The sequence below is a fragment of the Thermobrachium celere DSM 8682 genome, from assembly GCF_000430995.1.
In the GTDB taxonomy this organism is placed as follows: Bacteria; Bacillota; Clostridia; order Clostridiales; family Caloramatoraceae; genus Thermobrachium; species Thermobrachium celere.
Genome location: NZ_HF952018.1, coordinates 163,394 through 175,926, shown reverse-complemented (window position 1 = coordinate 175,926; position 12,533 = coordinate 163,394). Strand labels below are relative to the sequence as shown.

The following is a 12,533-nucleotide window of genomic DNA, read 5'->3' as shown; positions in this document are numbered from 1 at the left end:
TGAATCAAAAGCTGCTTTACATGTTATGCTTTCTTATAATAGCGATTTAGCTATTGCTCATGCATTAAAAGAAAAGTTATTAAAAATTACTGAAACTGCATCTTCTTCTAAGGAAGCTCGTACTTTATTAAAGGAATGGATAAAACTTGCTCAAAATAGTGGTCTTAAAGAATTCAAAAAATGTGCTGATACTTATATTAGATATTTCGATGGAATAGTTAATTCTTTTGATATTCCTTACACAAATGCTTGTATAGAAGGATTTAATAACAAGATTAAAGTTATTAAAAGAAATGCCTTCGGCTTTAAAAATTTTGATAGGTTTAGAAATAGAATACTTCATTGTTGTAACTAAATTTTATAAAATATTATATTTAAAAGAACCCAACTACCGTTGGTCTTTTTGTCATGCAAACTTTTAGGCAAACTCCCTCAAAACCAATTTATCTTTCTAAAATTCCTCTCAAATAAGAAAGGACAGGCATTCTAAATAAATACCCGCCCCAACTATTGACAAAGAACCTTTTTAATTCTTAAAACGTAATTTATTCTATATCTGTATTACCACTTGCAGTTTGTCCCTTTAGATATGCATTTATGAACTCATCTATTTCTCCATCCATAACTGCTTGAACATTACCTATTTCAACACCTGTTCTATGGTCCTTAACAAGAGTATATGGTTGGAAAACATAGGATCTTATTTGGCTTCCCCATCCTATATCCTTTAGGTCTCCTGTTAAGTCCTCTATCTTTTCCTTATGTTCTCTTTCCTTAAGTTCAATAAGCTTTGACTTTAACATCTTCATAGCTCTTTCTCTATTTGCATGCTGTGAACGTTCTGTCTGACATTGTACAACTATACCAGTTGGTATGTGAGTAATTCTTATTGCTGACTCTGTCTTGTTTACATATTGTCCACCTGCTCCACCTGAACGATAAGTGTCTATTTTTAAATCTTCAGCCCTAATTTCTATATCCTGTTCAGGTGTAATCTCTGGTAGAACTTCTACAGATGCAAAGGATGTATGTCTTTTGCCTGCTGCATCAAATGGAGAAATTCTAACAAGTCTGTGTACACCCTTTTCTGCCTTAAGATATCCGTAGGCATATTCTCCTTTTATTTCAAGGGTAACACTCTTAACTCCTGCTTCATCGCCTGGAAGCATATCAACAACATCAACTTTATAGCCCTTCTTTTCTGCCCATCTTGTATATAGTCTTAAAAGCATTGATGTCCAGTCACATGCCTCTGTTCCACCAGCACCTGCATGTATTGTCATAATTGCATTGTTTTTATCATATTCACCTGAAAGTAATATTTCAATCTTAAAATCTTCTATCTTCTTTTCTATATCCTTTCTTTCTTGAACTATTTCTTCTAATGCATCTAAATCCTCTACTTCATCTGATAGTTCTATTAGAACTTCTAAATCATCTACCCTTCTTACAAGGTTTTCATATCTTTCTACTTTATCCTTTAGAGACTTTAATTTTTGAGTTACTACCTGTGCATTTTGAGGATCATCCCAAAAACTTGGGTCATTCATTTTATTTTCTAAGTTTTCTATCTCCTGCTTCAAACTAGCGATGTCAAAGAGAAGCCCCCATTTCCTTTAGTGCTTCCCTCATAGGTTTAATTGCTGCATAGTGTTCTTCAAACATTACGTGCACTATAATCACCTTCCCTTTTATTTATTTTTACCACAACAATGTTTATATTTTTTGCCACTGCCACAAGGACATGGCTCATTTCTACCTACTTCTTTTTCTTTCTTTATAGGAGTCTTTTTTACTGATTCATCATAGTTTGTTGATGTTTCCTTTGCTACTCTTTCTCTCTTTACTTCTCTTTCTGGTTTTAATCTATATAGGAATCTTAATGTATCTTCCTTTATGCTATATATCATTTCATCAAACATATTCATACCTTCAATTTGGTACTCATAAATTGGATCCCTTTGTCTATATGCCCTTAATCCAATACCTTGTTTTAGATGCTCCATTGCATCAATATGATCCATCCACTTAACATCAACAGTTCTTAAAAGAACTATTCTTTCAATCTCTCTAATCTTCTCTTCTTCAAATTCCTTTTCCTTATTTTCATACATTGAAGTTGCAACACCTAAAAGTTTTTCTCTTATTTCTTCTCTGTTTAGTTTTTCAAATTCTTCAAAGTTTAACTTGGTATCAATATTAAACACATCTGCAAAATATCTTAAGAGCCCTTTTAAATCCCATTCTTCTCTATGTCTATCATCAGATATATGAGAATTAATTGCAGCATCAACTACATCCTCAATCATCTTAAATATTGTATCTCTTAAGTTTTCTCCTTCTAGCACTTGTCTTCTTTGGCTATATATGATCTCTCTTTGCTTATTCATTACATTATCATACTGCAATAGGGACTTTCTTATTTCAAAGTTGTTACCTTCAACTCTCTTTTGTGCCTGTTCTATTGCATTAGTAACCATTTTACTTTCAATTGGTTCATCATCAGGCATTCCAAGTTTTTCAACAATGTTCTTAAGCCTTTCAGAACCAAACAGTCTCATCAAATCATCTTCAAGGGATATATAGAATCTTGATTCACCAGGGTCTCCCTGACGTCCTGAACGTCCTCTTAATTGGTTATCAATTCTTCTTGATTCATGCCTTTCAGTACCAATTATCTTAAGTCCTCCAAGTTCAGCAACTCCCTCACCAAGCTTTATGTCTGTACCACGTCCAGCCATATTCGTTGCAATCGTAACCATTCCCTTTTGTCCAGCATTTGCAACTATTTCTGCTTCCTTTTCGTGATATTTAGCATTTAGTACCTGATGAGGTATTCCTCTCTTTTTCAACATATCCGATAGCAGTTCTGATTTTTCTATGCTTATTGTACCAACTAAAACTGGTTGACCTTTTTTGTAGGTTTCAACTATCTCATTTACAATAGCATTAAATTTAGCATATTCAGTTTTATAAACAATATCTGGATAATCCTTCCTAATCACAGGCTTATTAGTTGGTATAACAATAACATCTAGCCCATATATTTCTCTAAATTCACTCTCTTCTGTCTGAGCTGTACCTGTCATACCTGCTATTTTATTATATAATCTAAAATAATTTTGGAATGTAATAGTTGCAAGTGTTTTTGATTCACTTTGTACCTTTACACCTTCTTTTGCTTCTATTGCTTGATGAAGTCCATCTGAATAACGTCTACCATACATCAATCTTCCTGTAAACTCGTCTACTATTATTATCTCTCCATCTTTTACAACATAATCTATATCCTTCTTCATTAGTTTATGTGCCTTTAATGCCTGAATTACATGATGCTGTATCTCCATGTTTTCAGCATCTGCATAGTTTTCTATATTGAAGAATTTTTCAGCCTTTTGTACTCCAGTTTCAGTTAAAATAACTGCATGTTGCTTTTCATCAACTTCATAGTCTTCAGCTGATAATGTTCTAACAAACATATCTGCAACATTATATAAATAAGTTGACTTTTCACCTTCTCCAGAAATTATAAGAGGTGTTCTAGCTTCATCTATTAAAATTGAGTCAACTTCGTCTATTATAGCATAGTTTAGTTCTCTTTGAACCATTTCTTCTTTATAGATAACCATGTTATCTCTTAAATAGTCAAAACCAAACTCGTTATTAGTTCCATATGTTATATCACAGTTGTATGCTTCTCTTCTTTGTGCTGAATCTAATTCATGAGTTATAACACCAACTGTTAGACCTAAAAACTCATAAATCTTACCTGTCCAATCTCTATCACGTTTAGCTAGATAATCATTAACTGTAACTACATGTACACCTTTACCTGTTAACGCATTTAAATATGCAGGTAAAGTTGCAACCAATGTTTTACCTTCACCTGTCTTCATTTCAGCTATTCTTCCTTGATGAAGTACTATACCACCAATTAATTGAACCCTATAGTGTTTTATTCCATATACTCTCCAAGCTGCCTCTCTTACAACAGCAAAAGCTTCAGGTAGTATGTCGTCTAATGTTTCACCATTTTCTAATCTTTTCTTGAACTCAAACGTTTTTCCTCGCAGTTCTTCATCTGTAAGCATAGCCATATCATGTTCTAAAGATTCTATTTTTTCAACTATAGGCATAATCCTTTTTATTTCTCTCTCACTATATGTACCAAATAGTTTTTCTAAAATTCCCACGCTTTTCACCTTCTTTTATAAATTTAAATACAAATTTCATTATAGCATTTAAGAAATTTATTATCAATATTTATAAGTTTAGATTATGTAAATATAAATTGAAACTTTTTTAGAAAATTTTAGTTGACAAAATTAGACTTTAGTACTAAAATTAAAGTAAAGATATGTAGATAATTGACGAAATTTGAAACCCCCAAATACACCACTCCCCCTACCCACACTAATGTGGGTATTTTTTTTATATCAGAGAAGGAATTGGAAAATATATATAGAATATATACAAAGTGACAGAAGTTTGGGGGGTGATGTTTTGGATGAAACACTATTACGTCAACTATCTGAAGAAATTAGACTTTTAAGGGAAGAAATTAGACTACTAAATTTAAAAATTGAAGGTAATCTACAAGGTAAGAAAAATTTAATAAAGTTAGAAAGAATAAATCACACTACTTCGTCTGAAAATCAAAATAGCGAAACACCGCCAACTAATGAAAATGCTGCAATTGAATATTTGCAATCTAGAAAAATGATGATAAAAAATTATAAAACTGAAGTAGATGACGATATATTCATGAAGCTCTCTAATTACCTTGGAAATAGATATGAGTATTTAAGAGAACTCTATTCGGTCATTAAACCTTCTCTTTCAAATGGAAATAGTTTTTTTTATAATATGCAAAATAAACCCCAAGAAGTAATAACATACTGTACTCAGTTTTGTAGCCTTCTTTATAAAAATGCTTTTTTATCAAACTATTCCTATAAAAAAGCAAGTAGAGTGATTACTGGGGCACCTCAAAGAATTGGAAGAGTTATTAACTTTTTCACTGGTGGTTGGCTTGAAAATTATATATTAAATATTATAATTAGTGAGCTTCAGTCAAAGGGAATAGATGACTTTTCCTTTGTACAAAACTGCCAATTGGAACTTCCAAATGGCGATAACTTTGAAGTGGATTTACTTTTTATAGTTAAAAATGTTCCTATATGGATTGAATGCAAAACAGGGGATTATCAAAGATATATATCAAAGTACTCTGATTTTAGAAAACGTATGGGAACATCAAAAGAAAATTCTTTACTCATTATATCTGATTTACAACCAGGGCTTAGCAAAAACCTTTCATCAACATTTGATTTAACAGCTCTTAGCTTATTTGAAGCTAAAATGTACATAAGTGAGCTTATATCAGGTTTTCAAGATAGGTTGGAAAAAGAAGAAGGGGCTTAAAGCCCCTTCTTAAAATTCTGGTTCAATTAATCCATATCCTCCATCTTTTCTCTTATAAACAACATTTACATCATCAGTTTCTGAATTCTTAAATACAAAGAAGTCGTGTCCTAGAAGTTCCATCTGCAAAACTGCTTCATCAACATGCATTGGTTTTAATGAAAATCTTTTTACCTTCTTTATATCAATTTCATCTTCTTCAAAATCATACTTTGGAAGCTCTGCAAACTTTATTGCACCCTCACGAACTTGCTTTTCAAGTTTTGTTTTATGTTTAATAATTTGTTTTTCAATTTTTTCAACAACATTATCTATGGATGAATACATATCTCCTGTTGATTCCTCTGCTCTAAGTATCATACCATTAAAAGGTATTGTTACCTCTACTATTTGTTTTGTTTTTTGAACACTTAATGTTATGTGAGCTTCAACATCACCTGTGAAATATTTTTCTAATTTTCCCATTTTCTTTTCAACTGTAGCCTTTAGGGCATCTGTTAGTGCAACATTTTTACCTGTAATTATATAGTTCATAAAATCTACCCCTTTCCTTATGTTATAAGGGAATTTGTTTATTATATTGTAATATTTTTATTAAATTAGTTCAAGTTCCCTTTTCAAAATTTTTAGACTTTTTTAAGTGTTTTTTTGTGAATAGTTTTTATTTAATGTATTTTTTTAACGTTTACTGCAAAAACTATATTTGTTCGACTGTGGAAACTTTGGATAAACACCTGTGGATAATGTGTAAAAGTCTGTGTATAACTTTAAAATTAAGGTTTCTGTAATTGTACAAGTTGTTGATAATTAATATTCTGAGAATTTATATCGAACATAAAAACATATAAATTTCATTTTGTTAGTTTTATTTTAACCAAAAATTTTTCTTTTAGTATTGGTATTTATACCAAATTTTAATTAAAAAATTTTTTAAAACAATTTACCCCATGAATGTCTTTTATACATCCATGGGGCTTTTATAGATAGATAAACAATTTTTTTATATTAAAAGGCAGTGTCAACTGGCTGACCTGGTCTTTGCCCCCACACTCGCCTGCTGGAGGTTTTGCTTAAGGTGTATGCCTCTCACTAATCCCCCTCTCGAAGTTTTAAACTTCGGCAGGACTTACTTCTAAACCGCACCATGCTCATCAGACTTTTGTCTGACTTACGTGGGTCGTTTCGCCTGCGGCTAGCATCGACTTTCAACCACAGACCCAGCTGACACTGCCTATTTAACAACTTTTTGCAAAACAAACTGCATAAACTTTATGTGCACCCTTCTGCTTTAATGCCTTTGAGCAGAAGTTTAAAGTAGCACCTGTAGTAACAACATCATCTACGATTAAAACATTGATTCCTTTTAAATCTCTCTTAGCACAAAAAGCATCGCATACATTATACCATCTCTCAGCACCACTTAGCAATACCTGAGACTTTGTTTGTTTAACTCTTAATAAAAGTTCTTCACACTTTAAACCTGTCAGCTTAGATAAACATTCTGCTATATCCTTTGCTTGATTATATCCCCTCTTATTATAAGTAGTATTTGACTGAGGTACCCAAGTTATTAAGTCAGCTTCTAAATTAATATTTTTATAAATTAAATAGGCAATAAGCTCTGCTCTATCTCTTTTACCCTTGTATTTTAAATCATGTACTATTTCTCTGACTTTACCTTTAAACTCATAAATAGCTATACACTCATCTATAAAAATTTCAGCATCTTGTTCTATTTTAACTTTAGTACAAACCTTGTTGAAATTTCCTTCACAACTAGTACAAATATATGTTTTTTCTTCTAGTTCCTTCCCACATAATATACACATGTATGGTTCTTGATATATAACTTCAAGGAGACAATCAAATAAAAACCTTATTTTTTCAAATATCCCTTTTCCCATGCTATTTTGTTTAAGAGCCTTACGGTTGACTTTGCAACCTGCATGTCCTGTGTTTCTTGACATGACACAAAATAAACCTCACCTATCCTTTTCCCTTGGAAATTAGTTGGTATTTGGCACATATAAACTAAAGCCTCAGGGGTAAATATTTTATTATCTGAGTACATAACAACAGTATTTGTACTCTCAAAACTTAAATATGCATCTGTTACATCAGATGATATAAGTATTTTTCTCTCCTGTTTAACAAACCTAAAAAGACCATCCTTTTCTTTAGATGTAGAGTAATCTATTAAGCTAGTATCTACATTCATATTATGAGTTAAAATAAAATACACCCTTTGAATATATCCTTCATCTGGAACAAATATTATAACATTATTTTTCTTATTTATTGTATATAGTATAAAATCTACAGCCATCTGTGGAATGAAGTCCTCAGTACCATCTAAATATCTTGAAGTTATATTTAAAGGCTCAGGCATTGGCTTTTTTATGCCATCGATAGGTAAATAGATTAAATCTCTATACTTCTTCTTATCTTCATCATTTAAAACAACTGATATTTTAAAAAATTTTCCTCTTTCCTTCTTTGACTTTTCAAATATCTCATCGTGTAAAGCTATATTATCTAATAAAATAGCCCTTTTATCAAAAATTACAAAATCAAAGGATTTATAAAAACATGGATAGTCAGTATAGGACGTAATAACAATTTCACAATCAACTATTTTCGCCTTTCTTCCTAATACTATCTCAACACCAGCACCATGTATTTTGTTAGATAAATCCTGTTTAACTTCATTAATTAACTTAGGTGATGTTATATATAGTACTCTTCCCCCAACCTTTAATATTTCGTATATTCCCTCTAATAAAACATCTACACAAAAAGCCTTAGGTGAAGCTAATAGCATGTTCCTTTCTCTCTTTGATTTTATAAACTCCGTTATTTCTTTAGAGACATTTATAATAGATTGAGAGCTTCTATTCATTTGAAATTCTATATAAGGTGGCTTTAGGTTATTATAATTATCTGCTGCATATAACAATATGTCATCCTCAATGTGTTCAAAACTACAAAAGTCACACTTCTCCTTTTCACACATAAAACATACATTTTTGTTTTTAACCCTTTTAACTGCCTTAGTATATTTAATTCTTCTTTCACAATATAAAGTTTGTATAACATCAATAATCAAATCATAATCCATATCTTTTAAATCTTCTAGTTCTATAAGATATCTAAAAGGAATTACCTTCCCCTTAATATAAGCTTCAACTTTCTCTAGTTGTTCTATACTTGGAAGAGGTTTGCCACTTGTAATAAACCTACTTTCCTTATTTATATTGTGCTTTTTTAAAATTTTATTTAGGTAAAAATCCTGCAACGAAATTAATCTTCCTCCAAAGGTTCCACTGTATATCTGCTTTATTATTTCCTCTGCAATTGCCACATCTATTTTTTCAGTTAATATCTCGATACTACTAATTCCTCTTAGCTTTTTCAAAACTTCAAAATCTATATGAGGATTAAGTGTCATATCATATATACTGCCGCCCTTGCCCCTTGCTTTATAAAGATATACCTCCACATAAAACACTCCTTTAATTAGGATATTGCATGTAAATAATTAATAATTCTACACTTTAGTCCAGAATACCTCTTTGTAATGGTATTATTTTTTATCATATATCTCAATGCTGCTCTATTTCCAACTAAAACAACAAGCTCCTTTGCCCTTGTAATACCTGTATATATCAAGTTTCTTGTCATAAGCATAGGAGGTCCAAAACATACTGGTATTATTACAGCCTTAAATTCACTTCCTTGGCTTTTATGTATAGTTATAGCATAGGCAAGTTCTAGCTCATCAAGATTTGAAAAATCATATTCTACACGCTTATCATCAAATAATACTACAACTCTCTGGTTTTCCTCATCTACATCCTCAATAAACCCTATATCTCCATTAAAAACTCCTCTTCCTGTTTCACCTGTTGTAATGCTTTCCCATTCAATATTATAATTGTTTTTTATCTGCATAACCTTGTCAAACTTTCTAAATGTAAACTCTCTAAAATTCTTTTCTGTCTTAAACTTTGCAGGAGGATTTAATATTGATTGTATCTTCATATTTAAATTATTTACTCCAGCTTCACCTTTACGCATTGGTGACAAAACTTGAATATCTTTAACTGGATTAAATCCTTCTCTAAAACTTGGTAGTCTTTCAGCAACTAACCTCACAATCTCCTCTCCTAAATCAGCAGATCCATCAATCTCTAGAAAGAAAAAGTCCTTATCTTTTTCATTTAAAATCGGCATTTCTCCATGATTTATTTTATGAGCATTAACGGTAATTAGGCTCCTATCTTGCTGTCTGAATATTCTATTTAACTTAGCTACACAAATAGCTCCACTTTCTATGATATCCCTTAAAACATTGCCTGCACCAACTGATGGAAGCTGATCTACATCTCCAACTATAATAAGTCTTGTTCCAATTGAAACCGCCTTAAGTAGACTATGCATTAAAAGTACATCTACCATAGACGCTTCATCTATTATAATTGCATGGGCTTCTATTGGATCATATTCATCCTTTGTAAATACCGGTATTTCACTCTCAGGCATATACTCCATTTCAAGCAGTCTATGAATTGTCTTAGCTTCACAACCTGTAGTTTCTGTTATTCTCTTTGCAGCTCTTCCTGTTGGTGCTGCTAGAACAACACTTAATCCTCTCTTTTCAAACAACTGAATTATACATTTTATTATAGTAGTTTTCCCTGTTCCTGGTCCTCCTGTAATAACACAAACACCATTTTTACAGGCTGCTTCTATTGCACTTCTTTGTTCTTCTGCCAACGTAATTCCATTTTCTTCTTCGTATTCCTTTATCTCTTCATCAATATTATTAAAATCACCTGATAAATTCTGCAATGAAAGTTCAATTAACTTTTTTGCTACATAAAGCTCTGAAAAATAGAAGGGTGCTAAATACACAGCCTCTTCATTATCAACATTTTCTATTTTAATCTCCTTATTTATACTAAGCATAACTATCTGTTCTAAAATTAACTCTTCAGGTACATTTAAAATCTTTACGCACTCTTTTACTAGCTCATCTTTAGGCAAATACACATGTCCATTTGATATACATTGAGAAAGTATGTATTTAATTCCAGACCTTACTCTTTCTTTTGAAAACATATCATATCCTAAATTAGCTGCAATTCTATCAGCAGTTTTAAATCCAACTCCTGAAACTTCATCACAAAGTCTATAGGGATTGGATTTAACAATAGAGGTAGTTTCTTCACCATACTTCTTAAAAATTTTTATACCTAACCCTGCTGTTATTCCATAGCTTTGTAAAAATACCATAACCTCTTTAAGTTGTCTTTGTTCTTTAAATGATTCTGCTATCTTCTCTGCCTTCTTTGGTCCAATACCCTCAATCTCAGTCAATCTATCTGGATTCATTTCTATGATGTCTAGTGAGTCTTTACCAAATCTCTCCACGATCTTTTTGGCTGTTGCTGGTCCTATCCCCTTTATTAAACCTGAGGCTAAATATCTTTCTATACCTTCTATTGTAGAAGGTTTTACTTCTTCACAGGCTTCAACCTTTATTTGTTGACCAAAATTAGGATGAAAAACCCACTCACCCTTAACTTTAATCCTTTGACCTGTATTTATAAAAGGTATATATCCAACTATCGAAATTAAATCCTTGTTATATCTAATCTTTGCAACAGTATATCCATTTTCATCATTTCTAAAGACTATATTTTCAACAACGCCCTCTATGTCTATCATCTAAATCTCTCCTACTTATGCTTCTTTTTAATAATATTGTCTCTAATTTATCGTTAAGTTTCAAGACCTCATCTAAAATGGATGCTATATTTTTAAACTCACTTTTCAATATAGTACTACTTAAATTTTTGGCAATATTTATTCGTTTTATAATATTTCTCTTGTTTTCCACAAAAAATATTTTATTCCCATTATTTAATAATATGAAATTATCATGTATTTGTTCAATACAAAATATATTTACATATCCATATCCGCCATCTCTATGAACCCTCGGTAATCTCACTTTAACAGGTACTAAAATACAATCAATAGAAAATGCTATTGGAGATAACTTACCTAGACCTGTTATCCTTGAACACTTATATTTTAACTCTTTTAAATCTTGACCATAATCTTTTGCCAAATGTCTTAATGAGTACCTTATATTTTTACTTAAAACTATTTCATCAGATTTTATATTCACCAGCGTACAGTCCCCCATTCCTTCCCTATACTTTGGTATTATATAAACAAGCATTTTTCCTCCCCCTCGTAATAATTTTTATACCATATATTATAATCGAACACATGTTCGATGTCAAAGTTCTAGAAATTGCTAATTTTTGATATGTTTTTTGACAATTCATTAATACTATCAGTTAACTTTTCTAATTTATTTTCAAGCCTTACAAGAAGATATATCGATAAAACCATTGGAAATCCAAAATTAGCTATTTGATTAAATAATTCTTCCATAATTTCACTCCTCAATTTATCAATATAAAACTTACCATATAGCCTCTAGGCTAATAAATTTATTTATAGATTAGCCCCATGAAAGATTTTAAAATTCTTTCATGGGGCTTTATCAAACTTAAAATACTAGAATAAACATCCAAAATCAAATTATCATCTTATCTTACACTTAATTCTTGTACATCTCTGTTTACAACCTGTGCAGACATTATTGTAATTAAATCTCCTCCTGTTGATGTAAATATGTTCTTTTCTATTATGTTTTGCATTACTACTTTAACATCATTCTCTGTTATTTCATCCTTTACATTTGGGATAGATATTGAAACATTCTTACCAGCTTCATTTTGAAAAACCATTATTAGTGACTTTGCCATAAATCACACCCCCAATTATTCATTTATTAACTCTGCTAAATCTTGTCTTAATACCCCTGATAATGTTCCATCAACTAATGTTGCAATAGCTTGTGCAACATCATAAATATCTTGATGTTGTGCTGTTGTCTTAACCTTCCTTAAATTGATGATCTTAAAAATGTCATTTCCTCTACTATCTACCCCCACCTTAAATTTAATAAGTAATGTTGATGATTGTTTTAAATCTCTTACAGCCATCTTTAACTCCCCCTTTCACTTATA

Annotated in this window: 12 protein-coding genes; 2 read left to right on the top strand and 10 right to left on the bottom strand. The window is 31.1% G+C overall.

Features of this window, described 5'->3' with window-relative positions; all coding sequences use genetic code 11:
• On the top strand, positions 1-355 hold a 355-nt coding region (locus TCEL_RS13765), incomplete at its 5' end, for a transposase (protein ID WP_198010630.1).
• Positions 356-545: 190 nt separating this feature from the next.
• Here the strand turns inward: TCEL_RS13765 and prfB are convergent.
• Together prfB and secA are read right to left on the bottom strand one after the other, a co-directional pair.
• A protein-coding gene (gene prfB / locus TCEL_RS01545) for a peptide chain release factor 2 (RefSeq protein ID WP_423219069.1) occupies positions 546-1,674 on the bottom strand; the annotation gives its coding sequence in 2 pieces (ribosomal slippage) (positions 546-1,595 and positions 1,597-1,674; 1,128 coding nt in all).
• 17 nt (positions 1,675-1,691) lie between these two features.
• The gene (gene secA / locus TCEL_RS01540) at positions 1,692-4,193 is read right to left on the bottom strand and encodes a preprotein translocase subunit SecA (RefSeq protein WP_018660407.1); all 2,502 of its coding nucleotides are present in this window, start codon (positions 4,191-4,193) and stop codon (positions 1,692-1,694) included.
• 310 nt (positions 4,194-4,503) lie between these two features.
• Here secA and TCEL_RS01535 point away from each other — a divergent pair, with 310 nt between their 5' ends.
• Positions 4,504-5,424, top strand: coding sequence for a hypothetical protein (locus tag TCEL_RS01535; RefSeq protein WP_018660405.1), 921 nt, complete (start codon positions 4,504-4,506; stop codon positions 5,422-5,424).
• 9 nt (positions 5,425-5,433) lie between these two features.
• On the opposite strand, the gene hpf is transcribed toward TCEL_RS01535, so the two are convergent.
• The 8 genes from hpf to TCEL_RS01500 form a co-directional block, all read right to left on the bottom strand.
• Positions 5,434-5,958: a ribosome hibernation-promoting factor, HPF/YfiA family gene (gene hpf / locus TCEL_RS01530; protein ID WP_018660403.1), complete on the bottom strand. Its 525-nt coding sequence runs from the start codon at positions 5,956-5,958 to the stop codon at positions 5,434-5,436.
• Between the two features lie 701 nt (positions 5,959-6,659).
• Positions 6,660-7,328, bottom strand: coding sequence for a ComF family protein (locus TCEL_RS01525; protein WP_040683706.1), 669 nt, complete (start codon positions 7,326-7,328; stop codon positions 6,660-6,662).
• Entirely contained in the window at positions 7,301-8,923 is a 1,623-nt protein-coding gene (locus tag TCEL_RS01520; protein WP_018660399.1) for a hypothetical protein, read from the bottom strand. Before TCEL_RS01520 ends, TCEL_RS01525 begins: the two co-directional genes overlap by 28 nt.
• Before the next feature lie 17 nt (positions 8,924-8,940).
• Entirely contained in the window at positions 8,941-11,154 is a 2,214-nt protein-coding gene (gene recD2, locus TCEL_RS01515) for an SF1B family DNA helicase RecD2 (protein ID WP_018660397.1), read from the bottom strand.
• Positions 11,129-11,674 carry a hypothetical protein gene (locus TCEL_RS01510; RefSeq protein ID WP_018660395.1) on the bottom strand — a complete coding sequence of 182 codons (546 nt, stop codon included), beginning with the start codon at positions 11,672-11,674 and terminating at the stop codon, positions 11,129-11,131. The genes recD2 and TCEL_RS01510 overlap by 26 nt, the downstream gene beginning before the upstream one ends.
• Before the next feature lie 68 nt (positions 11,675-11,742).
• Complete coding sequence (locus TCEL_RS13095; RefSeq protein WP_018660392.1) at positions 11,743-11,892, bottom strand: YvrJ family protein; 150 nt, start codon at positions 11,890-11,892, stop codon at positions 11,743-11,745.
• 158 nt (positions 11,893-12,050) lie between these two features.
• The gene (locus TCEL_RS01505) at positions 12,051-12,269 is read right to left on the bottom strand and encodes a DUF2922 domain-containing protein (RefSeq protein WP_018660390.1); all 219 of its coding nucleotides are present in this window, start codon (positions 12,267-12,269) and stop codon (positions 12,051-12,053) included.
• Positions 12,270-12,284: 15 nt separating this feature from the next.
• Entirely contained in the window at positions 12,285-12,509 is a 225-nt protein-coding gene (locus TCEL_RS01500; RefSeq protein WP_018660388.1) for a DUF1659 domain-containing protein, read from the bottom strand.
• Between the last annotated feature and the right edge of the window lie 24 nt (positions 12,510-12,533).